This window comes from Nonomuraea sp. NPDC049378, from assembly GCF_055586745.1.
The window spans coordinates 17,760-41,152 of record NZ_JBVJHP010000022.1 but is presented as its reverse complement, the minus strand read 5'-3'; the positions used below and the strand labels follow the sequence as shown (position 1 = coordinate 41,152).

The following is a 23,393-nucleotide window of genomic DNA, read 5'->3' as shown; positions in this document are numbered from 1 at the left end:
TCCGGCAGGGCGCGAAGCCAGGAACTCATGGGGCGGCAGACCGGGCGAGGAGGACAACACCGAGCACCCGGTGCCGCATCTCCCTGAAAGCATCTGTTGATAATAATGTTATTGAATTCCCGATGCAATACGCGATCGATTCCCCCAGCGCCCTCTGAACGTTGCCATTCTCTCCTGGCCCCGTAAGGCATTTCTCCCCGCCAGGTCAGCCCGGATGGGCCCCGGTGAGGGCGGCGCTCACCCGGGCGTTCCCACCCGCTCGGTCCCCTCAGAGGGCGATCAGGCCGGCACCCATCAGGACGAGGCTCGCCACGCCGGCCGCCGCGCGGACCGTGTTCCACGCGGTCCACCTGCTCGCGTAGTCCTTCCACGGCATGGTCCCCGCTTCCAGGGCGTTGTTCATCGGTACGTTGATCGCCACCGTGACGAGGAACGATCCGGCGAAGTTCACCGCTGCGGCGGCGAGGAACCAGCGGGCCGCGGGGGCGTCCGCGAGCAGCCCGGCCACCAGCGCCGCCAGCGGCGACCCGAGGAACACGAGGTAGAGCCAGGGGTTGAGAATCTTACGGTTGATGCTGCGCATGGCCGCCTCCGCCTGGGCGGGGTCGACGGCCTTCAGGCCCGGCATGACGGACATGGAGAAGGTGTAGAACAGGCCCGCGAGGGCGCCGTGCAGCGCGAGTGCGACAAGGGACAGAGCCAACATGTGTTCATCGTGACGCCCGCGGCATGAGACGGTCCATGCATCGGACGCTCGATCGCATACGCGAGCGTCCACGGCGCCACCGCCCGGACCGGACGACCGGGTCCATCCGGCCGCCGGGCGTGCGCGGCCGCCTCCAGCCCCGAGGTCTCGAATCCGCCGGCAACTCCCCCGTCCGGTCAGGCGGGGCGTCCGCTGTGGTCACGGGGCGTGAACCACGACCGGCGCGACCGCAGCACGGCCACCTCGACGAGCCGCGCGCGATCGGCCTCCGACATGCCATAGGCGTCGGCGAGGATCCGGCAGCGGCGCGGCGCGTCCACGTCCCGCAGCGGCGGGTCGGCGTCGACAGGGTCCATCAGCGGCGCCCAGTACACCATCGTGTTGCACATCTCGTCGACCCTGGCAACCGGCTTGGCGAGGTCGAAGTCGATCAGTGCCACCGCACGGCCGCCGCGGAAGACCACGTTGTCCGGAGTGTAGTCCATGTGGCCGACCACCTCGGGCGGGTGGGGCGGCAGGGGAGGCATGTCGGGCTGTTCGGTGAACCCCGGGACGGGCTCCACCCCTTCTGGCAGGACGAAGCCCGCCGCGGCGTCGTCATAGGCGCGCACGAGACGCCCGACGGAGGCCAGCCGCTCCTCGTCGGCGATCCACTCCGGGCGCGGCCACCCGGCGACCTCGCCGGGGACGAAGGTCAGCACCTCGCGACCGGCCGCGTCGATGCCGAGGAAACGCGGCGCACCCGCGAATCCGGCCTCCTCCAGGTGGCGCAGCAGCGCGTGGACGAGAGGCGGCAGGCCCGGAACCACCGCCTGGCGAGCGCCGCCCGCGAGCCCTGTCCAGCCGGGCAGCGCACCGGGCCGGACCGGTCAGGGAGCCGAACCAGTCAACGGAGCAGACCGGTCAGCGCAGCGGGTCGAACTCGTGCAGGAGGGCGGGCTGCTTGCCGGTCGTGATCTGCTCGGCCAGCAGCCGGCCCGTGATCGGGCCGTGGGTCAGGCCCCACATGCCGTGCCCGCCGGCGACGTAGATCCCCGGCCGGGCGGTCGCGCCGACGAGCGGGCGCCCGTCGGGGGTGACCGGCCGCGGGCCCACCCAGACGTCGGTGCGTTCGTCCCAGCGCACGCCGTCCAGCAGCGGGCGGGCGGAGGCGATGATCGCCTCCGTCCGGGCGGGGACGCCCGGGGCGTCGGGGTCGCGGAACTCCATGGTTCCCGCCACGCGCAGCGCCCCCTGGTACGGCGTGCACGCCACCCGCACGTCGGGCAGGTAGATCGGGCCGGGCACCGGGCGGTCGACCGGCACGGTGAAGGAGTAGCCCCGGCCGGCCTGCACGGGGACGCGGACGCCCCACTGCGAGGCCAGGCGTGGCAGCCACGCGCCGGTCGCCACCACCACCGCGTCGGCCGACACGGACGTGCCCTGGCGCGAGCTGACGGTGATCTTGCCGTTCTCGTCGCGCACGTCGGCGACCTCGAAGGCGTACACGGTGGCGCCGCGGGCCATGACCGCCCTGCCCAGGGCGTGGACGAAGCCGCCGGGGTCGACGTACCGCTGCCCGTCGATCCGCACGCCCGCCCGCAGGGCCGCGGAGGCGAGCGGCACGTGCTCGGCGAGGCGCGCGCCCTCCAGGACGGCGTGGTCGACGGGCTGTCCCGCGTCGGCCATCCGGCGCAGCTCGCGCAGCAGGGTTTCGGCCTGTTGCGGGGTGCGGAAGGCCGCGGTGATGGGCGCGTCGACGACGGGGGAGTCCACGCCGTTGGCGGTGAGCACCTCGTACGCCTCGATGCACTCCTCGTTCAGCGGCAGGTTGGCGCGCACGGCCCGCGTCCACGACGACCACCGGGAGTTGGCGGCGAACCGGAGCAGGAACGCCCACAACGTCGGATCGACGGTGGCGGGCACGTGCAGCGGCGCCGACGGGTTCACCAGCGACTTGAGGCCGTAACGCAGGACGGAGGGCTCGTTCAGCGGGATGGCCAGGCCGGGCGCGACCCATCCCGCGTTGCCCCAGGACGCCCCGGCCGCCACGCCGCCGCGATCGACCACGTGGACCTCGACGCCGCGTTCCTGGAGGAACCACGCGGTCGACAGGCCGACGATGCCGGCGCCCACCACGATCGCCGATCGCGGCGGGTTGGTGATGCGCTCGTTGCCGGTCATGGCATGCCTCCGTACTGGACAGATGACGCTCTTTCTCCCAGGATCGCGCGCGCGAGAGCGTCCAGCGTTGTGCGGATCCGACAATTGCGGCGGCCGGATTGTCCGGGCGTCACAACGGGCGGTCGTCCTCCAGCGCCGCCAGCGTGATGATCATGGCCAGGCGCTGGCGGGCGTCGTCCAGGTCGAGCGGCGTGATCTGAACGATCCTGCGAAGCCGGTTGCGGACGGTGTTGGGGTGCACGCCGAGCCGTTCAGCGGCGACGGCGGGGTCGCCCTGGGCCTCCAGCCACGCCCGCAGCGTGGCCATGTAGTGGGTGCCGTGGCGGGCGTCGTGCCGGCGCAGCGCGCCGACCGGCCCGCGGGCGGGGGTGCGGCCGGTGCGCGCGGCGGCCCGCAGCCGCCGCAGCAGGATGTCGTCCCAGGACTCGTCGTACGCCGGCGGCGCGGCCTGAAGGGGGCCCGTCTCGTGCAAAGCCAGGCACTCGTCGGCCTCCTGCCTGCTGGCCGGCAGCTCCGCAGCCCTGGCCGGCGCCCCGATCCCGGCGAGGAGTTTCACCTGCGCGGGCAGGGCGGACCCCAGCGCGGACACCCAGGCGCGCGCCGCGTCGGCCTCCTCGCCCGGCAGGATCGTGTAGAGCGTGTTGCCCAGCAGCGTGCTGCGCCCGGGCCGCGACCAGCCGAAGCCGGTGGTGGCCCGTTCGAAGGCCAGCAGCAGCGCGGCGTGGCGCTCGTTCCCGGCGTGCGCGCGGACGGCGATGACGCGCAGCGTCTCGCCGGCCAGCCCCAGCTGGCTGAGCACTGTCGCGGCGTCGGCGCTGCCCTCCAGCAGCCGGATGGCCAGGTCGGACTCCACCTGCCGCTCCAGGTCGGCGCTCGCCCGCTGGCGCAGCAGGTGCAGCGCCACCGTGCGCGCCCCGTCGGTCAGGGCGCCGAGCCGCGCTCCGGTCAGCGGGCTGCCGCAGGTCACCCAGACCGAGCCGAGCACCTCGCGGCCCGCCCGCACGGCCACCGCCATCCGCCCGGTCAGCCCGTGCTCCGGGTCCTGCTCGACGAACACCGGCTCGTCGGACGCGGCCAGCCGGTCGAACACCCCGCGGGACCTGAACAGCTCCCGCAGCCGGTCGGGAACCTGCCGGACCAGGATCGTCTCCAGCCGGGCCGGGTCGCCCGCCTGCTGGGAGCGTGAGTACGCCAGCACCCGCGACAGCCGGTCCTCGATGGTGACCGCGCCGCCGACCACGTCGGCCAGGCTGTCGGCCAGCGCGAACAGGTCCGTCGGCCCGCGACCCGCCTCCGTCTCCCGCCCTTCCAGGACGAGCCCGTACACCACGCCGGCGAGCTGGCTCCACGACACGGCGGGGTCGACCAGCATCACCGCCACGCCCTCGCTCTCGCCGGCCGAGGACGCCTCGCGGGCGGCCTCGGCGCCGGCGCGCACCATCACCACCGTGGCCCGCGCCGACACCGCCCACCGGACCGCCTCGGCCGCCGACGGGGCGCCGACCGCCAGCAGCACGTCACCCTGGAGGCGCTCGTCGGTGGGGTCCGGCATCGCCACGCTGCGCAGCTGGACCGAGCGCGTCCCGGGCCGCCCGCACAACCGCACCCCGTATCCGCCCAGCACGTTGACCAGGCGATCGAGTCGGATCACGGGCTTACCCTGCCCCGGCGGTCAGCGGCCACGCGCGGCGAGGCCGGCGGCCAGCGCGGGCTGCAGGCACAGCCGCATCAGGCCGCGTACGGTGGCGTGCTGCGGCTCGGGCGGCGTGCTGACCGGCATGCGCAGGACGGTGTCCAGGCGGCTGAGCAGCTGCGCCTGCAGGGCGCCGCCCCCGGTCACCGTCAGGCCGTGGGCGCGCGCGGCGACGCGAAGTTGGGCGGGCAGGCGGCGCAGCAGCGCGGCCGTCATGTCGACGACGCCGTCCAGCACGTACGGCAGCAGGCCCGCGCTGGTCGTGGCGCCCAGCTGGATGGCCACGGCGTCGCTGATGGCGCCGTCGCGGATGGCGACGGCCTCGACGATGCCCGCGCCCACGTCGAGCAGCAGGAACGGCCGCGAGCCCGTGACGTCGAGGCCGACGCCGACGGCCGCGGCCAGGGGCTCCTCCACGAGCGTCACCCCGCATCCGGCGGCCTCGGACACCGCGGTGCGCACCGCTCGCCGGTCGCTGGGCGAGGCGGCCACGGGCACGCCGACCACCACCTGCTCCATGGAGCGGTCGCCCGCCGTCTGGACGTCCCGCAGGACGAGGCGTACGAGGCGCAGGCACGCGCCCGGGTCGGCGATCATCCCGTGCCGGATCGGGCGTACCGGGTCGGCGACATCGGCGACGGGCGGGGAGGCGACGACGGCCGAGGGGCGGTCGGCGATGGCGACCCCGCTCGAGGTCAGCGCTCTGGTGCGCGCGGTGCCCAGATCGAGCGCCACCCGTCCGTGGCGGGTGTGCTGGAGGGTGCGGGCTGATGCGAGCTCGGCCATGGCGGTGTTCGGCTCCTTGCTTGACGCGAGAAGGAAGGAATGAGGGCGTGTCCCGCATGGGGACGGCCGCGCCGGCGGGCAGCCGGGCGCGCACGGCCGGGCCGCGCGGCGCGACAGTGGACGAAGGTCAGACCAGCGGCGGGCTGCGTGACCCCGCGGCGCGGTGCCCGAACTGCTGGGGGTCTCCGACGGCGGCCGAGCCGTGCGGCGGGGGCAGCAGCGCCAGATGGGCGGCGTCGCCCTGCCGCGCGCCGGACTCCGGCACCAGGGGTTCGCGGCCGGTGGAGAGCTGGGGCGGCAGGCCCGTCAGCCGGTGCTCCGTGGTGCCGGGGCTCCACGTCGTCGCCTCCTGGGCGACGGGGTCACCGGCGGCGTGCCAGACGCTCGACGCGCCGGCCACCAGCGAGCACACCAGGACCAGGCTCAGCACGATGAGCCTGCATGGGGTGTTCCACGGTCCCGTCACACGGCCGACCATAGCCCAACTGAGACAATGGCGGCATGCAGAAAGTCTCGCTCACGGCCCTGGCCCGTCAGCAAACCGATCTGGCGGGCGGCGCCGGCGGCGGTCACACCGCCGACACCGTGTACGGCGGGCACGAGAAGGTGCTGCGCCAGACGGTCATCGGCATGAAGCAGGGCTCGCACCTCGCCGAGCACGAGAATCCGGGAGAGGCGACGGTGCAGGTGCTGCACGGCCGGGTGCGCATGCTGGCCGGTGGGGAGTCGTGGGAGGCGCGCACCGGAGACCTGCTCATCGTGCCCGACGCCCGCCACAGTCTCGAGGCGCTTGAGGACTCCGCGGTCCTGCTGACCGTCGTCAAGCGGCGCTGACCCGGCGCGACCGATCCGCTGTCACCGGTGGGGCGCCCACCGGTGCGCCTTCCTGCGCCCGCCCGGGGCCTGCGGGGCGACCTCTTGACAGGGGGCCCGCGATTTGAAAACTTCCTTGACAGATTGAGGCTGACAACGTTGTCATCCTCCTGCCGGCAGATCGTTGTGAGCACCCCTGGCCATCCGGTCCATCCCGGTCCCGTCCCCGTCCCGTCCCGACCAGGCACGACCCACGCAGCCGCCTTCGTGACGCTGCTCGACCGAGTCCCCGTACCGGCTGACGCACGGAAGGTTCCCCCCGATGAAGCACCCTCGCCGACGATCCCTCATGACGGCGGCCTTATGCGCGGGCGTCGCCCTCGCACTGTCCGCCCCGGCCGCCGCCGCGCTGACCACCCAGTACGGCCCGGCAGGCGCCACCGCACAGAAAGGTCCAGACCCGATTCCCAATCCCGGCCCTTCGGGCACCCCGACCCCCGGCCCGTCCTACAGCCCGCCGCCCGACCCCGAGGCGAGCGAGCCGGCTCCGTCCGCGGAGCAGGCGCGGCGAGCGGCGCAGGACGGGCAGAAGCTGGCCCAGGCGGAAGGAGCGGCCTTCGCCTCCTCCTTCGAGCCCGGCGACCCCCAGCCGACCTGGACCAACACCACCGAGACCGACGCCAAGGGCGACAAGAAGGCCGAGAACGTCGCCGGCACCCTGCCCGGCGGCATCGAGGGCAGCATCTCCGACAAGATCGCCCGGATCGACGTCAGCGGCGAGTTCTTCGACGCCGGCGAGGTGAAGGAGAACCTCGCCGACACCGACCCGAGCACCAAGTGGCTGGTGGACAGCGGCACGGGCTGGGCACGGTACGAACTGTCCGAGCCGGTCGCGGTCGTGCGCTACGCGCTGACCTCCGCTGACGACGCGCCCGAGCGCGACCCCCGCGACTGGCAGCTCCAGGGCTCGCAGGACGGGAGGACCTGGACGACCCTGGACACCCGGAGCGGCGAGACGTTCTCGGCGCGCCACCAGCGCAAGGAATACCGCTTCGCCAACACGACCGCCTACGCCCACTACCGGCTGAACGTCACCCGCGTCGGCGGCGCCCCCATGCTGCAACTGGCCGAGTGGGAGCTCTCCGACGGCCACACCGGCGCCAGGCCGCCCAGCGACATGCGCAGCCACGTCGGCGACGGCCCGACCCGCGGCCACACGTCCAGGCCGCGCGCGGGCTTCAGCGGCCTGCGCGCCCTCCGGTACGCGGGCGGCACGACGTCGGGCAAGGGCGGCTACTCCACCAACAAGGTGTTCGAGGTGGACATCCCGGTCACGTCCGGGATGGAGCTGTCCTACCTGGTCTTCCCCGAGTTCACCTCGGCCCACCTGGGCTACCCCAGCACGTACGTCTCCGTGGACCTGGCCTTCAGCGACGGCACCTACCTCAGCGACCTGAAGGCCGTCGACCAGCACGGGGTCCGGCTGGCGCCCCGGGAGCAGGGCGAGTCCAGGACCCTCTACGCCGACCAGTGGAACTTCAAGCGCGCCGAGATCGGCAAGGTGGCCAGGGGCAAGCGGATCAGCCGCGTCCTGGTGGCCTACGACAGCCCCGTGGGCGAGGCCGGGTTCCGCGGCTGGGTGGACGACATCAAGATCGTCAAGGAGCGGAAGCGGCAGCCGTACGAGGGCCGTGACGGGCGCGACGGGCAGCGGCCCTCGGAGTACGCGGTGACCACCCGCGGCACCCACTCCACGGGCGGGTTCTCGCGGGGCAACAACTTCCCGGCCACGGCCGTGCCGCACGGGTTCAACTTCTGGACGCCGATGACGGACGCCGCCTCGACGCGGTGGCTCTACGAATACCACCGGGCCGGCAACGCGGCGAACCTGCCCGAGATCCAGGCGTTCACCGCCAGCCACGAGCCCAGCCCGTGGATGGGCGACCGGCAGACGTTCCAGTTCATGCCGTCGGCGGCCGAAGGGGCGCCCGACCCGTCGAGGACCGCCCGCGCGCTGCCCTTCCGCCACGAGCGGGAGGTCGCTCAGCCGCACCTGTACGCGGTCACGTTCGACAACGGCCTCAGGACGGAGATCGCGCCGGCCGACCACGCGGCGCTGGCCCGGTTCACGTTCCCCGGCGCGTCGGCCAAGCTGATCTTCGACAACGTGAACGACAGCGGCGGCCTGACCCTCGACGTGTCCGGCGGCGTGGTCACCGGCTATTCCGACGTGCGCAGCGACCTGTCCACCGGGGCGACGCGCATGTTCTACTACGCCACCTTCGACCGCCCGGTCACCGGCGGCGGCAGGCTGACCGGCCAGGGACGCGACAACGTGCTGGGCTATCTGGCGTTCGACGCGGGCGAGACGCGCACGGTGACCATGCGGATCGCGTCCTCGCTGATCAGCGTGGAGCAGGCCAGGAAGAACCTGGAGCTGGAGATCGGCGCCTCCGACACGCTGGAGCAGGTCAGCGAGCGGGCGCGGAAGGCGTGGGACGCCAAACTCGGCGTCATCGAGGTCGAGGGCGCGAGCCACGACCAGCTCGTCACGCTGTACTCCAACCTCTACCGGCTGTTCCTCTATCCCAACTCCGGTTACGAGAACACCGGCACCGCGGACGCCCCGGTGTACAGGCACGCCGTGCAGTCGGCCACCGAGACCCCGCCCAGCACGCCCACCGAGACCGGGGCGAAGGTGGCGGACGGCAAGGTGTACGTCAACAACGGCTTCTGGGACACCTACCGCACCACCTGGCCCGCGTACGCGCTGCTGACGCCCGAGGCGGCCGGGGAGATGGTGGACGGGTTCGTGCGGCAGTACGAGGACGGCGGCTGGATCGCGCGCTGGTCCTCGCCGGGCTACGCCGACCTGATGGTCGGCACCAGCTCCGACGTCGCCTTCGCCGACGCCCATCTGAAGGGGATCACCGGTTTCGACGCCGAGACCGCCTACGAGGCGGCGCTCAAGAACGCCACGGTCGCCCCGCCCACCCGCCACGTGGGCCGCAAGGGCCTGTCGACCTCCGTCTTCCTCGGCTACACGAGCACGGAGTCGACGGGCGAGGCCATGTCGTGGGCCATGGACGGCTACATCAACGACTTCGGCATCGCCAACATGGCCAGGTCGCTGGCCGAACGGTCGAAGGGCGCGAAGCGCGCCCGCTACCTGGAGGAGTACGAGTACTTCAGGAACCGGGCGCTCAACTACGTGCACCTGTTCGACCCGGCGGTCCGCTTCTTCCAGGGCAGGAGCGCCGACGGGTCGTTCCGGCTCAAGCCGGACGCGTACGACCCGCGCGAGTGGGGCCACGACTACACCGAGACGAACGGCTGGAACATGGCCTTCCACGTGCCGCAGGACGGCCGCGGCCTGGCCAACCTGTACGGCGGCGCGGACAAGCTGGCCGCCAAGCTCGACGCGTTCTTCGACGACCAGGAGACCGCGCTGTTCCCCGGCTCGTACAACGGGATCATCCACGAGATGCGCGAGGCCCGCGACATCCGGATGGGCCAGTACGGGCACAGCAACCAGCCCTCGCACCACATCGCCTACATGTACGACTACGCGGGACAACCGTGGAAGACCCAGGCCAAGGTGCGCGAGGCGCTCTCGCGGCTCTATCTGGGCAGCGAGATCGGCCAGGGCTACCCGGGTGACGAGGACAACGGGGAGATGTCGGCCTGGCAGGTCTTCAGCGCCCTCGGCTTCTACCCGCTGCAGATGGGCAGCCCCTCCTACGCGATCGGCTCGCCCCTGTTCACGAAGGCGACCGTGCACCTGGAGAACGGCAGGAAGCTGGTGATCAGGGCGCCGGGCAACAGCGCACGCAACGTCTACGTGCAGGGGCTGAAGGTCAACGGCAGGCCGTACGGGAAGACGTACCTGCCGCACGACCTGATCGCCAAGGGCGGCGAGCTGGTGTTCGAGATGGGGCCGAAGCCTTCGCGCTGGGGCACGGGCAAGAACGCCGCGCCGCCGTCGATCACCGGCGACGACCGGGTCCCGACGCCGCTGCACGACCTCACCGGGCACGGCACGGCGTCGGCGCCGGGCGGCGCCGACGTGAGCGCGCTGTTCGACGACGACTCGGCCACCGGGGCGACGGTGCCCGAGTGGGTGCGCCTCGCCTTCGACGGCGAGCGCACGGCGCGCTACTACACGCTCACCTCCGGCTCTGGCGATCCGGCCCAGGATCCGTCCAGCTGGGTCCTGGAGGGCTCCAGGGACGGCAACGCGTGGAAGTCGATCGACAAGCGGACCGGTGAGAGCTTCGCGTGGCGGTCGCAGACCCGCCCGTTCAAGATCACCAGCCCGAGCGCGTACGCCCACTACCGGATCAGGTTCACCGGCGGCTCGGCGGTCTCGCTGGCCGAGGTGGAGCTGCTCGCTCCCGAGCCGCCCGCCACGTCGACGCTGGTCATCGAGAGCTCCGGGGTCTTCGCCGCCCCAGGCGAGACCGTGCGGCTCTCGGCGACCGTGGCCAACCACGCCACGAAGCCCGCCCGCGGCCGGCTCACCGCCACGGGACCCGAGGGCTGGACCGTCCAGCCCGCGTCTGCCCGCTTCGGGCCCGTGGCGCCGGGCGCGTCCCAGACCGTGGCGTTCGAGGTGGCGGTGCCGGCGACGGCCGGTCCCGGCAGCCACCTGATCCGGCTCGACGCCACCTCCGACCAGGGGTCCACCGGCGAGCAGGTGGCGGTCACGCTGGTCGGCGACACGGTGGAGTTCACGCCCGGCACCCCGGCGGAGCAGCCCTGGCTCCTGGACGCGGGCGGGTCCAAGCTCGACGGCGAGGTGCACGACGGGCGTGCCCGCTTCACCGACGGCGACAGCCACGCGACCTACCGGTTCGAGCTGCCCGCCCAGGTCACCGGCGGCTCGCTGACGCTGGACCTCGCCAACCACTTCCTCGTGGAGGTCTCGACCGACCAGCAGGCCTGGCGGACCGTGCTGCGGGAGGAGAACGACGTGCGTGACCGGTCCAACCGGGAGGAGCGCACGCTCGACCTCGCCGACCTGCGGGGCGAGTCCCGGGCGTTCTACCTGCGCATCGGCGACAGCCGGCCGGACGACGGCTGGGGGACCTGGCTGGCCAGGGTACGCCTGCAGCTGGAGCGTACGCGGGCCTGACGGGTGCAGCGGCGGTCACCCGGCCGGGGACAGGACGAGAGCCGGGTCCAGGGCCAGGGTGGCCGTCGCGAGCCCGAGGAACACCATCGCCAGGTAGAACTGCGGCACGTAGTCGCGGACGCGGAGATGGGCGAAGAGGGCGCAGACGAAGTAGAGCACGAGCCCGGCGGCGGCGGCCGTCCCGGCGAGCGGCACGCCGAGCAGCCCGAGCGCCAGCCCGAGGGCGCCGAGCAGCTTCAGCACGCCGATCGGCCAGACCAGCCAGGACTCCGGCACGCCGGCCCGGTCGAGCGCGGGGCCCAGCGTGCGCATGATCGGCTTGAGCCGGGTCATGGCCGCGAGCCCGGAGAAGGTGTTGGCGGCGATGGTCACCACGGCGGTGACGACGTAGGCGGTTGACATGGGTGCTCCTGGTGGATCGACGAGGGAGGCGGTGACCTCCTCTGCACCCAAGAGGGCCGGCGGGCCCGGAGTGTGACGCCTCCTCCGCGCCCGACGGGCGGGCGCCCTCTTGACGACGCACTCCCAAGATCCAACAATGGAGTTGAGAAATCGATTTCAGCTGCGGAGGTGACGGCAGATGAGGCTCGGCTCACGCGCCCGCGCATCGGCGGGGAGCGCGCTGCTCCTGCTCGTGGTCACGGGAGGGACGGCCTGCCTGCCGGCTCAGGCGACCACGGCCCGGTCACCGGCGATCGTGGTCAGCAAGATGACCGGGCCCGGCTCCCTCAGCGACACCCCCGCCACCTGGCAGGTGAAGGCCACCGACCTGGGCGTCATGTGGGACAACGGCAGCGGGGAGGTGCTCGCCGCATTCGGCGACACGTTCGGCGCCGACTGGGAACCCCCGGGCGCCAACGGCGGCGACTGGCGCAGCCAGGTGCTGCTGCGCAGCACCGACCGCGACCTCTCCGACGGCATGACGTTCTCCAGCGCGGCCACCGACCGGCAGGGGCACGCCAAGGAGCTCATCCCGAGCAAGAAGGTCGACGGCGACGAGATCACCGTCATCCCCACCGCCGGCGTGTCCGTGGGAAGCCGCCAGTACCTCGCCCACATGTCGGTACGCCACTGGGGCGACCCGGGCGAGTGGGACACCAACCACGCCGGGATCGCCTTCTCCGACGACAACGGGCAGACCTGGACGACCGAGGGCGGACCCCGATGGGACAACCCCGACGGGGGCAACCGCTTCCAGATGGCCGCGCTCGCCCGCAGGGACGGGTTCGTGTACCTGTTCGGCACGCCGAACGGCCGCGCCGGAGCCGTGCACCTCGCCCGGGTTCCCGAGGCCGAGGTACTGGCCGAGGACGCCTACGAGTACTGGACGGGAACCGCCTGGCGAAGCGGCCCCGACACCGCCGCCGCGCCGGTCGTCCCCGCCCCCGCCGGCGAGCTCTCTGTGCGCTACAACGACTTCACCGGCAGGTGGCTGATGACCTACCTGCAGGGCAGCGACATCGTGCTGCGATCCGCGCCCGGCCCCACGGGCCCGTGGAGCGCCCCGGCGGTCGTCGCGAGCTCCGCCGACTATCCAGGGTTGTACGGCGGTTTCATGCACCCGTGGTCGTCCGGGCCCGACCTGTATCTGGCGCTGTCGCAGTGGACGCCGTACAACGTGTATCTGACCAGGATCACGCTCACCCGCGACGCCGCCGTCACCAACCCCAACCTCGTCGAGGATCCGGGCTTCGAACGGCAGAGCACGGGGTCGGCATCCGCGCCCTGGGCCTGCCGCGGGAACTGCGGCATCGACCGGGCCACCTGGGGCTTCACCGGCGACCGCAACGGATTCGCCCGCCACGACAGCGGCTGGCACGACCTGCACCAGGTGGTCGAGGTCGAGCCGGACACCACCTACACCCTCACCGGATGGTTGCGGACGTCCGCGAACAACGACAACGGCTTCTTCGGCGTACGGGTGCCGGGAGGATCGCCGATCAAGGAGGTCAACTTCCGGGCGGTGAACGCGTGGACCCCGTTCACCGTCACCTTCGACAGCGGGACGCGCACCTCGGTCGAGGTGTTCGCCGGCATCTGGACCGACAACGGCGACATGTGGCTGCAGGCCGACGAGGTCGCGCTGGTGGCCTCCTGACCGTCCGTCCCGGCCACCAGCGGAAGGCGGGGACGGTCGGCGAGGCTCGGGGCTCCGGTGATGCTCGCCCGGCCGGCGCCGTCCCGCTCGGCGAGGTCGGGCGCGGGCCGGCGAAGACGACGTCCGGGCGGCCGAGATCCGCTCGATCTTCCTGAGGAACGCGGCGGGCGGCATCGGCTCGCCACCGAACCGCTCCGGCGTCGAGGCACGGCAGAGGCCGAGCCGTTTGAGCCGGGCCACGAAATCCTCGGGGACGTAACACTGCTCGCGGAACTCGTTGACAGGGTGGCGGGTGAGGCGAAAGATACGGTCATCCGTACAAGTGTGGAGGATGCATGAAGCTCATGGTCGCCGTGGTGCTGCTGCTGGGGGTCCTGGTCTCCCCCGCGCGGGCCGCCGACACGATCGAAGCCCATTACGCGGCGGCCGGGCCCTGGACCGTGGCCACCGCGGACGTCGGCGGCGAATACCGGATCCACTATCCGGCCGGCCTGGGCGAAGGAGGCGTCAAACACCCGATCGTCACCTGGGGCAACGGCACGGACGCCGTCCCCACCCACTATCCGGGCGTGCTGAACCAGCTCGCCTCCTGGGGGTTCGTGGTGATCGCCACGACGGACACGACGACGGGCACCGGCACCGAGATGATCGAGGCCGCCGAATACCTGGTGGCCAGGAACGGCGACTCCTCCAGCGTGTTCCACGGCAAGCTCGACGTGGGCAAGGTCGGCGCCGTCGGCCACTCGCAGGGCGCGGGCGGCTCCGTCAACACGGCCACCAGGTCGGGCGGCCTGATCTCGTCGGTCGTCCCGATCGCCCTGCCCGCCCCGATCTGGGTCGGCGCGGACGACAGGTTCCACGTGGACCAGCTGGACTGCCCCGTGCTGTTCCTCAGCGGCACCCGCGACGGCCTGATCTCCCCGCACTCGGCCATCCGGAACTACTACCGGGCCGTTCCAGGGGCCGCCGCCAAGGCCATGCTCAAGGGCGCCGGGCACAACACGATCCAGGGCGACGGCGGCGGCTTCCTCGGATATCTGACCGCCTGGCTGATGTACACCCTCCAGGGCGACACCCACGCCCGCGGCGCCTTCGCCGGCTCCACGCCGGAGATCGGCACCAACGCCTCCTGGGACAACGCCGCCCGGAAAAACCTTCCCTGAACCTCGGCGGATCGCGAAGGCCGCCCCGGCAGGGGTGGGGCGCGGCGGCGAGCAGGCGCCGTCCGGACACGCCGTTCAGCTCGGCTCCTGGCCCATCAGGGCGTTCTTCGCGTCGTTGAGCTCGACGGAGAACACGGCCAGGTCGCCTCTGGCGTGGCGGATCGTGTATTCGAGCGGCAGCCCGCCTTCGGTGACCGTCGACCGGGCGGTCGCCAGCAGGGCCGCGGCCATGGGCACGCGCAGCAGCCCCGCCAGGCGGTAGTCGGCGTTGACCGCGCCGATCGTCTCCTTGCCCGAGGCCGGGGTCAGCCCGTACTTCAGCCGAAGGAGGCCGTAGAGCGACCCGGTCAGGTCCTCGTCGAGGATGCCGGGAACCAGCTCGGCCGGGAGATGGGCGCTCTCGATCATGCAGGGCTCGCCGTCGAGCAGCCGGAGGCGTTCGAGGAAGACGACCTCGCCGCCGGCCTCCAGGCCGAGCGCGGGGGCGAGGTCGGCGGCGCACGGCTGCGCGCGCGCCACGAGCACCCGCGTGGTCGGCCTGCGTCCCAGCCTGGCCATCGTCTCGGTGAAGCCGGCCGGCCTGGAGCCCAGAAGCTCGGAGGTGACCCCGACCGGTGCGGTGTAGGTGCCGCTGCCCTGCCGGGCCACCAGCAACCCTTCCTGGACCAGGTCGCCGATCGCCCGCCGCGCGGTGGCCCGGCTCACCCCGGCGAACACCATGAGGTCCTTCTCCGCCGGGATCGGGGTGTCCGGCTCGCACTCGCCGATCACCGCGCGCAGGCGCTCGCGCAGCTGGTAGTAGAGCGGCACGGCGGCGCCCGGCTCCAGAGCCAGCCGCCGCGCCCAGTCGATGTCGGTCATCCGGCGCCTCTTGCCACGAAGTTGTACGGACGACCGTATCTTTTCGACCGGCCAGCACACCTGTCAATGGCCGCTGTTCACGTACGGCCGATCGCTCAACCTTCCGCGGCAGGCCCGGACAGCCGGGCGCGGATCCCCTCGCGTACGGGTAGGGCCAGCGCGTCCCGGTGGGCCTGTTCGAGCAGCGCCCCGATGTGGACCCGCGCGCCCGACTCCGCCGAGCGCACCGCCGCCTCCACCATGGCCAGGGAGCGGATGTTGCGGGCGATCGATCCCGACGGCTCCGCGCCCGTGCGCAGTGCCGTGAGGAACTCCGCCAGCGCCCCGGCGATCTCCTCGTGCGTGCCCGCCGGCACCTCCGACGCGCCGACGGTGCTGGAGGCGACGCGGTCCTCGCCGTCCCAGGTCACGGTGCCCCCGGGGCAGGAGGCCCGCCACCGGCCGTTCCAGGGCGTCTCCAGACCCTCCGCGACCCAGGAGCCGGTGAAGACGTAGCGGGTGCCGCCCTCGAACAGGAACGTCGCGGTCGCCGCCGCGTCGCCGCGGTACCAGCTCCAGGCCGGGTTCCAGCTCTCGCACACGACCGAGATCGGCTCCGCGCCGAGCAGGTGGCGGGCCGCGTCGAAGGCGTGGATCGCCATGTCCACCAGCAGCGGCTGCTCCATGACGTCGCGGAAGCCCCCGAAGCGCTCGCCACGGTAGAAGCCGGTGGTGAGCAGGCCGGGAGTGCCGAGCTCGGCGATGCGGCGGCGGTACTCCTCCAGGGCGGCGTAGTAGCGGCGTGACTGGCTGATCATCACCAGCCGGCCGGTCGCCTCGGCGGCGGCGACCTGGACGACCGCCTCGGCCAGGGTCGGCGCGGCGGGCTTCTCGCACAGGACCGGGAGCCCGGCGAAGAGCGCCTCTATGGTGACCTCGTTGTGGGCCGCCGGGACGGTGACGTTCACGACGGCGTCCGGCGCGGTGTCCGCGAGCAGGTCGCCGAGCGAGGCGCCGACCTTGGCGTCGGCGCCGGCGGCGCGTACGGCGGCCCGCGCCCGATCGACGTCGAGGTCGGCCACCCCGACGAGGTCGACGTCGCGGGACGCGGTCAGGGTGCGCATCCAGACCAGGCCCATCGCGCCCGCTCCGACCTGGACCACGCGCAGCGGCCGCGCCCGGCCGGCGGCGCTCACTCCGCGGCCCCCTTGTCGTGCGTCGCGCCGCGGTGACCCCGGCCGAAGTCGCCCGTCTCCTGCCGGAGCGAGGCCGGCAGGTCGCGCCGTGGCGGGTCGGCGGCCACCCACTCGACCCCGTTGGCGATGACGTGCAGCACGTCCGGGTGGTGGTACACCGGGTAGTCCTGGTCGCCGGGGCTGAAGTAGAAGATCTTCCCGTTGCCGCGCCGGAAGGTGCAGCCGCTGCGGAACACCTCGCCGCCGGTGAACGAGCTGATGAAGATCAGCTCGTCGGGTGCCGGGATGTCGAACTGCTCGCCGTACATCTCCTGGGCGGGGATCTCGATGGGGTGGGGGATGCCGCGGGCGATGGGGTGCGACGGGTTCACCGTCCAGACCAGCTCGCGGTCGTTCGCGCTGCGCCAGCGCAGCGTGCACGTGGTGCCCATGAGCCTGGTGAAGATCTTCGAGTAGTGGCCGGAGTGCAGCACCACCAGCCCCATGCCGGCCAGGACGTGCCGGTGCACCCGGTCGACCACCTCGTCCGACACCTCGCCGTGCGCGGCGTGGCCCCACCAGGTGAGGACGTCGGTGCCGGCGAGCACCTCCTCGGTCAGCCCGTGCTCGGGGTCGTCGAGCGTGGCCGTGGTGACGGTCGCCCGCTCCCCCAGCCAGTGCTCGATGCCGCGGCGCACGGCGTTGTGCATGCCGTCGGGATAGATCTCGGCCACGCTGGGTTCGGTCTGTTCGTGCCGGTTCTCGCCCCACACCAGGACGGTGACGGATCGAGCGTTCATGGGTGTTCCCTTCGTCGTTCATGTGACCGCGCGGCTGACGGTGATCACGCCGGCGGCGTGCAGGCTGGTCAGCAGGGCCCAGTCGCCGGCCGGGTCCAGCCAGATCTGGAGGTCCGCGGGCCCCTGTGGCCTGGGCAGCGGGCCGGCGGGCTCGTAGAAGGTCGCGACCAGCACCAGGGGGACCGGCGCCTCCCACCGGGTGAGCGCCGGGGGTTCGTGCCGCCCGCCGAGGATCACGGCGCGTTCCGCGTCGCCACAGGCGTCGAGCCGGGGTCCGGCCGCGAGCCGGGCCTGCAGCCTGACCTGCAGGTCCATGGCGAGGCGTACGCGCGCCGTCGCGCGCTCGCCTGCGGTGGCGAGCGCGGCGTAGCCGGGGGCGAGCAGGTCGACGAGGTCTGCGGCGTCGTCGGCGTAGCCGCGGCGGGCCCCGCCTGCGTAGATCATCTCCAGGTGGTACGGCCGTCCGTCGTGCCTGACGGGAGCGGCCGGAGGAGGCTCCGCCGCCGAGCCGTTACGGACAATCACGACGTTGTCCCGTTCCTTCATGGGCCCGGCATCCAGCGAGTGGCGGCGAACAGGGCCGTGAGCTGCTCCTTGTCGGCGGCCCGCCAGAAGAGCTCGTCCATCAGGATACGGAAGGAGCGACTTCCCCGCTCCGTGACGTCCAGCGCGGGATCCTCGGCGAGGAGCGCGGCGTGGGCGCCCAGGCGGTCGCGCCGGTCGCCGTTCGGCGGATGGCCCAGCGTCGCGGTGCGGAACGCCGCCTCGACCAGCGCCAGCGACAGCTTGACCTGTGACTGGATCACGGCGGGGTCGAGCGAACCGTCCCACAGCCGCAGCTCGATGTGGTCCTTCGCGGTGCCGCGCATGGCCTCCATGTTCAACGCCAGCTCCTGGCCGGTGTTGGCGTGCCGTACCGGACCGATCTGCTGGTAGCCCGCGGCGGGCAGGTCGTTGGGCCGGCAGTGGGAGAGACCCCGGTGACCGGCCCGCTCCGGGTTCTGCGCGAGCCTGAACAGGGTGTCGGCGTGATGGTCCGCGTAGCGCAGCACGGCGGCGTAGTTCTCCACGATGTGGTCGTAGTCGTGGGTGCTCACGTAGACGTGCCCGCCGGTCGAGAGGCTCGCCGTGCCGCCGTGCGACCGGATGATCTCGCAGGCGACGCGGAGGTTCTCCCACGTCGCGGGCTCGTCGTACAGGATGGGCGAGACCAGTTCGCCCGCGACCGTGCCGTCCCGTTCCAGGTTCCACAACCCGCGCCCGCCGTTCCTGCCCGGACGGTAGCCCTCCCCCTGCATGGTGTGGCGGCCGTGCACCTGGGCGTCGCCGGTCAGGCCGGCCTCGCGCAGGGAGCGGGCGATCGCCTCCAGCGTCCTGACGTCGGTACGGTCCGGCAGGTCGAACTCCAGCTCCAGCCCGAACCCCCGCCCGCCGTCACGGTCCGCGAGGGAGGCGGTGGCGTTCTCCGCCATGTACGGGATCACCTCCTCCCCCGCGACCGCGCGCTCCATCGCCCGATCGTAGGCACGGCGGAACGCGCCGGCGTCCCTCGTGAACGACACCTCCGGCCGCTCCGGCCAGCGCCGCCACGCCTGGGCGCGGGAGGCCAGCGAGGCGACCCGCTCCTGCTCCGCCACGGCCAGCGGATCGGGCCCGGTGAGCAGGGACAGCGAGCGGCGCAGGGGGGAACGGGCACTCCGGTACGCCTTCTGCGCCTCCGCGTGTTCCTGGGCCGCGGCCCGCCTCGCCTCCTGAACGGCGGAGGAGGAGAGATCGTGCAAGCCCGGGGGCACGTTCCGCGGCTCCGGCGGCGGGCCCGCCCGGGCCCGGCCGGCGGGCGGGGTCAGGGCGTCCAGCACCTGCCGGCGGTCGACCGGCGCGAACAGGTCGAACCCGGCCTGCTGAACGTCGGCCGCCCTGCGCGCCAGCCGTTCCACGGACTGTCCGAGACCCGCCTCCGTGGCCAGCCGGCGCAGGGGGTCGAACACCCACAGCCGGGACGGCGCATCGGAGCGGGTGAGCTCGGCCAGCCGCGCCAGAACCCGCGCCTCGTCGTCGCGCGGGCGCGGGAAACCGTGCTCCGCCGCGATCCGCAGGCCGTCCCATCGGTACGGGTCCCGCGCCCGGCGCGCGGCGAGCAGGCCGGCGAGCTCCTGGACGTGGGCCGCCCGCGCGAGGTCGGCGCCGTGCGCCTGCACCTCCTCGGCCAGGCGGACGAGGTGCCCGACGGAGCGTCCCAGCCCCACGTCCTCGGCCAGCCGCTCCAGCGGAGGACCGGCTCGCTCCCTGCCGGGGCCCGGCGGCGCGGCGAGCTCGTCCAGGTGCGCGAGCAGCCGGGCCGTCGCCTCGCCTGGATCGGTCACGGCGTGCCTCTCGGCGAGCAGCACGCCGTTCCACAGGTAGGGGTCCTCGTGCCAGAACCGCTCCATGCCTTGGCGGAAGGCTGCGGCCCCGCTCGTCCCGGCGGGGAAATAGCCGTTGTCCTGGGCCGCCCGGACGACCGGCAGCACCTCGGCGACCCGGCCCGCGCCGGGTCCCACGTGCCCGTCGAGCAGGGGCCTGACGAGGTCCCTCGCGCCGCTCTGGGTGAGCCGCTCCCCCATCATGCCGACCATGAGCCCGACCGCGCGCGCCTGCGTGGCGGTGACGTCCCGCAGGCCGAACAGGTTCCGGTGACGGTATCCCGTCCAGCGGATGGAGTCCGCCGCCATGGTGGCCCGGAGGGTGTCCACCAGCGCCGCGCGGCCGGCAGCGCCGTCCGGGGCCATCGCGAACCGCTCGGCGTCGTTGTAGAGATCGACCAGGGCGTCGATGTCGCGGTGCAGGCCGAGCTCGGCCGCCAGCCGGCGCACGGCCCGCCCGGCCGCCGGCTCGCCGGAGATCCGGCTCATCCGTGCCAGCGCCCACGCCGTCGTCGCGCTGTCGTTGACGACATCCAGCTCCCGTCTGAGACGACGGCCCTCGGCCAGGAGCTCCGCGTCCGGCACAGGCCGCCGGGCGTCCCCGCCGTCAGGCGACCTGCTGTCGGGCGCGGGCCGCCGGGCACTCCCGCCGTCAGGCGACCAGCCATCGGGCGCAGGCCGCCGGGCATCCCCGCTGTCAGGCGTCCAGCGGTGCACCATCGCCGCGGCCTCGGCGAAGTTCCGCGGCCGGGGGTCCGCGACCGCCGGGAGGTCTCCGATCGGGTGGCGAGCGCCCGCGGGGTCCACCGGGCCCAGGACCGGCATCGTCCCCGCATGGGGCGTCCACGTCAGCGCCGTGGCCCGCGTTCCGGCGTCCGGCGGCGTGCTCGGGTCGCGTGGCTGCCGGACGGCAGGGCCGGCCGGGTCGCCGCCTGGCCCGCTCCGGCCGCCCGGCCCCGCTTCGCCGGACGTCGCGGGCCGCTCGTCGCCGGACTCCAAGGACCGCTGGTGTCCGAGGTCGCCGTCCACGGACCGCTGGCCGGGCGGGAGGTCAACGGGCCGCTGGTGGACCGGAAGATCCACGGGCCGGTGGTGGACCGGAGCGTCCGCTGGAGGGGCGGGGACGTCCGCGGGCCGCTGGTGGGCCGGGACGGTGTCCGCGGTTTTCAGATCGTCGTCGTGGTGAGGTTCGACTGTGCCTTCTGGGGGCGCGTTGATCGTCGGGATGGTGGCCGGGAGCAGCGAGTCACGGGGGAGCTCACCCGGACGAGCCACCTCCGGCCGCGGCGGTCCGGCCGGGCTCTGCTCGGCCGGGTGGCTCTGGGCCGGCCGCGCGGGAACTCCGCCCTGTTCGGCGCCGGCCAGGGGCGTGTCGTGACGCCGGGTGACCTCACCCACGATCGTCTCGCCCTGGTGCGGCTGGGCAAGAGCGGCTCCCGGTTCAGAGGTCTGCCGGTTGATCAGGGCGCCGACGTCACCGTGGCGTTCGGGCCGGGACTGGTGCGCCGGGGTCGAGGAGCCGGCGACCGGTGCGCCGACGCCCGCTTCACCGCTGACCGAGCTGCCGGCGGACGCGTTGCCCGTGTCCGAGGTGCTGGCGGGCGGAGTGCCGGTGGGCGGAGTGCCGGCGGACGCGCGGCCCGTGGCCGAGGTGCTGGCGGGCGGAGTGCCGGTGGGCGGAGTGCCGGCGGACGCGCGGCCCGTGGCCGAGGTGCTGGTGGCCGGGGTGCTGGTGGCTGGGGGGTCGCCGAGGTGGGCGACCGCCTGCATCGGGGTGTAGCTCACCCTCGCCGCGGCCGGGACGTCGAGGCCTCCTGAGACGCCGGCGATGAGGGAGAAGGCCAGGTGGGAGGTGTCGAGCTGGCCGCTGAGCGCCAGTCCCGGGACGGCGCCGCCGGTGCCCGCCAGCCCGCCCAGCAGCGCCTGACCGTACATGCTCTGCCCGTACGCCACGATCCTGTCACGCACGGCCAGCTCGGCTTCGGAGGCGAGGTAGACCATGTTCCGGCTCAGCAGCCGCGAAAGCCCCGCGTTCGCGCCGGCGAACAGGGCGCCGGTCAGGGCGCCGCTGCCGGTTGACAGCGCCAGCGACGCGACGTCGAAGTCACCGGCCTCGCGGTCTCCCCAGATCTGCTGAGCCACCTGCACGCCGAGGTCGAGGCCGCCGCTGATGCCGGCGAACGTCAGCATGCCGCTGAGAACGAGCCGCTTGATCGTCTGGATGCGCATCCGGGTCAGCAGCGTGTTGTGCTGGATGAGTTTGAGTACGGCCGGGCCGTTGACGTAGATCCACACCAGCAGCCTGACGATCGCCGCGCCGAGCAGCGCCAGCGAGGCGTAGATCATCCATTCGGTGTGCTGCATCCGCACGCCGTGTTCGCGCAGGGCCGCCGCCTCGTCACGCAGCGCCTGTTCCAGGAGGTCGAGCAGCGCCGGCCCGGTATCGGGCCCGGTGGCGCCCGGCTGCCCGCCGAGCGCGGCGAACGCCTGCTCGAACGCCTCCTTGGCGGGGCCCTGCCATTCCCAGCCGCGCAACATTCGTGCGACCGCGCCGGCGTCGTCGGCTCTGAGCCCGGCCAGGAGGTCGGCCAGGTTCTCCAGCGTGGTGGCCTCGGCGAGGATCCCGGGGACGTCGGCCTCCGGGACCGCTCCGCCGGTCAGCGGCTGCGCCAGCGGCTTGACGATGTCGGGCACCAGGCTGAGATCGAGCCCCATCAGAGCCCCCTGAGGGGACCGTCGCCTTCAGGCGACGGGCAGGTCGTGCGGGTCACGAGGGCGGTCGTGGCTCGCGTGACCCCGGTGCGCCGGGTCGCGGCGGGAACGACTCGAAGCCCGTCTCCTCGCCGAACAGGTCATCGAGAGGGAGATCGGAGGTGAAGGGCTCCATCAACTCCTTCATCTCGCCGGAGACCTGCCGGGTCGCCCTGCCGATCTGCTCGACGATCGAGGCGGACAGCTCGGACGGCGACAGCTTGCGGTAGACCCGCGGGTCGAGGTGGATCGTCCGCACCTCGCCGCTCGGGCCGACGGTCACGGTCACCATGCCGTCCTTCGAGGTGACCGTCGCCGACAGCAGCCGTATCCTTTCCTGCATCTGCTTGAGCTGCTCGGTCTCCTGGTTCACCTCCTGGACGAGCTGCTCCAGCAGCCGCCACGGCTCGTCCGTCGTCATCGCCCGCCCCTCACGCCGACCAATCAGCACCGTAGGTCTCGTATGTACCATCCTTTTCCAGAAGACGCTGCCTGTCGACCTCGGGCAGCGCCCTCGCTAGGCTGCGATCCCGTGGAGTTCAACGGCGTGGTCGCCCACAGCCAGGGTCACCTTCACCGGCTGGCGTGCGCTGCCGACGACCTGGCCGGCGACGTGTCCGGCGTCCAGACCAGGTTCGAGGAGTCGTGGCGCGCCGCGTGCGCCGCCCTGGGCGCCGACGACTACGGCCGCGGCTACCGGCGGGGGCGCGGGCAGCGGCTGGACGGCATCGGCGCGGGGCTCGCGCTCCTGGCCACCGCGCTCAAGGAGCAGGAGACAAGCTTGCGGGAGGCGTCGAAGCACTACCAGGGCTGCGAGGACGCCAGCACGCTGCGCACCTGACCCGCTCAGGCCCGTCAGGGCGCGAGCG

18 protein-coding genes are annotated in these 23,393 nt (G+C 73.1%); 5 read left to right on the top strand and 13 right to left on the bottom strand.

Going from position 1 to position 23,393, the window contains the following annotated elements:
* Positions 1-268: 268 nt before the first annotated feature.
* The 6 genes from ACZ6SA_RS38430 to ACZ6SA_RS38405 form a co-directional block, all read right to left on the bottom strand.
* Positions 269-706 carry an anthrone oxygenase family protein gene (locus tag ACZ6SA_RS38430; protein ID WP_465833788.1) on the bottom strand — a complete coding sequence of 146 codons (438 nt, stop codon included), beginning with the start codon at positions 704-706 and terminating at the stop codon, positions 269-271.
* A 176-nt stretch (positions 707-882) separates the two neighbouring features.
* Positions 883-1,515 (bottom strand): phosphotransferase, encoded by a 633-nt coding sequence (locus ACZ6SA_RS38425; RefSeq protein WP_465833786.1) that lies wholly within the window; start codon positions 1,513-1,515, stop codon positions 883-885.
* Between the two features lie 94 nt (positions 1,516-1,609).
* Positions 1,610-2,869 carry an NAD(P)/FAD-dependent oxidoreductase gene (locus tag ACZ6SA_RS38420; protein ID WP_465833784.1) on the bottom strand — a complete coding sequence of 420 codons (1,260 nt, stop codon included), beginning with the start codon at positions 2,867-2,869 and terminating at the stop codon, positions 1,610-1,612.
* A 109-nt stretch (positions 2,870-2,978) separates the two neighbouring features.
* Positions 2,979-4,520: a PucR family transcriptional regulator gene (locus ACZ6SA_RS38415; protein WP_465833782.1), complete on the bottom strand. Its 1,542-nt coding sequence runs from the start codon at positions 4,518-4,520 to the stop codon at positions 2,979-2,981.
* A 21-nt stretch (positions 4,521-4,541) separates the two neighbouring features.
* Positions 4,542-5,348 (bottom strand): rod shape-determining protein, encoded by an 807-nt coding sequence (locus ACZ6SA_RS38410; protein WP_443156082.1) that lies wholly within the window; start codon positions 5,346-5,348, stop codon positions 4,542-4,544.
* A gap of 127 nt (positions 5,349-5,475) precedes the next feature.
* Complete coding sequence (locus ACZ6SA_RS38405; protein ID WP_443156081.1) at positions 5,476-5,814, bottom strand: hypothetical protein; 339 nt, start codon at positions 5,812-5,814, stop codon at positions 5,476-5,478.
* 35 nt (positions 5,815-5,849) lie between these two features.
* Between ACZ6SA_RS38405 and ACZ6SA_RS38400 the strand changes: the two genes are divergently transcribed.
* Complete coding sequence (locus ACZ6SA_RS38400; protein WP_443156080.1) at positions 5,850-6,182, top strand: cupin domain-containing protein; 333 nt, start codon at positions 5,850-5,852, stop codon at positions 6,180-6,182.
* Between the two features lie 328 nt (positions 6,183-6,510).
* Positions 6,511-11,295: a GH92 family glycosyl hydrolase gene (locus ACZ6SA_RS38395; protein WP_347649111.1), complete on the top strand. Its 4,785-nt coding sequence runs from the start codon at positions 6,511-6,513 to the stop codon at positions 11,293-11,295.
* A gap of 15 nt (positions 11,296-11,310) precedes the next feature.
* Here the strand turns inward: ACZ6SA_RS38395 and ACZ6SA_RS38390 are convergent, their stop codons facing one another.
* Positions 11,311-11,697: a DoxX family protein gene (locus ACZ6SA_RS38390; protein WP_347649112.1), complete on the bottom strand. Its 387-nt coding sequence runs from the start codon at positions 11,695-11,697 to the stop codon at positions 11,311-11,313.
* Between the two features lie 178 nt (positions 11,698-11,875).
* On the opposite strand from ACZ6SA_RS38390, the gene ACZ6SA_RS38385 reads away from it, so the two are divergent.
* Positions 11,876-13,393, top strand: coding sequence for a DUF4185 domain-containing protein (locus tag ACZ6SA_RS38385; RefSeq protein ID WP_347649113.1), 1,518 nt, complete (start codon positions 11,876-11,878; stop codon positions 13,391-13,393).
* Positions 13,394-13,728: 335 nt separating this feature from the next.
* Positions 13,729-14,556 (top strand): alpha/beta hydrolase family protein, encoded by an 828-nt coding sequence (locus tag ACZ6SA_RS38380; RefSeq protein WP_347649114.1) that lies wholly within the window; start codon positions 13,729-13,731, stop codon positions 14,554-14,556.
* Between the two features lie 75 nt (positions 14,557-14,631).
* Here the strand turns inward: ACZ6SA_RS38380 and ACZ6SA_RS38375 are convergent, their stop codons facing one another.
* The 6 genes from ACZ6SA_RS38375 to ACZ6SA_RS38350 form a co-directional block, all read right to left on the bottom strand.
* Positions 14,632-15,417 carry a GntR family transcriptional regulator gene (locus ACZ6SA_RS38375; protein ID WP_347649115.1) on the bottom strand — a complete coding sequence of 262 codons (786 nt, stop codon included), beginning with the start codon at positions 15,415-15,417 and terminating at the stop codon, positions 14,632-14,634.
* 95 nt (positions 15,418-15,512) lie between these two features.
* Positions 15,513-16,592 (bottom strand): Gfo/Idh/MocA family protein, encoded by a 1,080-nt coding sequence (locus tag ACZ6SA_RS38370; RefSeq protein ID WP_347649116.1) that lies wholly within the window; start codon positions 16,590-16,592, stop codon positions 15,513-15,515.
* Positions 16,589-17,371, bottom strand: a complete 783-nt coding sequence (locus ACZ6SA_RS38365; protein ID WP_443156074.1) for a ThuA domain-containing protein — start codon at positions 17,369-17,371, stop codon at positions 16,589-16,591. Before ACZ6SA_RS38365 ends, ACZ6SA_RS38370 begins: the two co-directional genes overlap by 4 nt.
* A gap of 18 nt (positions 17,372-17,389) precedes the next feature.
* On the bottom strand, positions 17,390-17,896 hold the full coding sequence (locus ACZ6SA_RS38360) for a hypothetical protein (RefSeq protein WP_465833776.1): 507 nt from the start codon (positions 17,894-17,896) through the stop codon (positions 17,390-17,392).
* Positions 17,897-17,913: 17 nt separating this feature from the next.
* Positions 17,914-22,488, bottom strand: a complete 4,575-nt coding sequence (locus ACZ6SA_RS38355; RefSeq protein ID WP_465833774.1) for a hypothetical protein — start codon at positions 22,486-22,488, stop codon at positions 17,914-17,916.
* Positions 22,489-22,540: 52 nt separating this feature from the next.
* Positions 22,541-22,945, bottom strand: coding sequence for a YbaB/EbfC family nucleoid-associated protein (locus tag ACZ6SA_RS38350; RefSeq protein WP_465833772.1), 405 nt, complete (start codon positions 22,943-22,945; stop codon positions 22,541-22,543).
* Between the two features lie 111 nt (positions 22,946-23,056).
* On the opposite strand from ACZ6SA_RS38350, the gene ACZ6SA_RS38345 reads away from it, so the two are divergent.
* Positions 23,057-23,365: a hypothetical protein gene (locus tag ACZ6SA_RS38345; protein ID WP_347649121.1), complete on the top strand. Its 309-nt coding sequence runs from the start codon at positions 23,057-23,059 to the stop codon at positions 23,363-23,365.
* Positions 23,366-23,393: the final 28 nt, after the last annotated feature.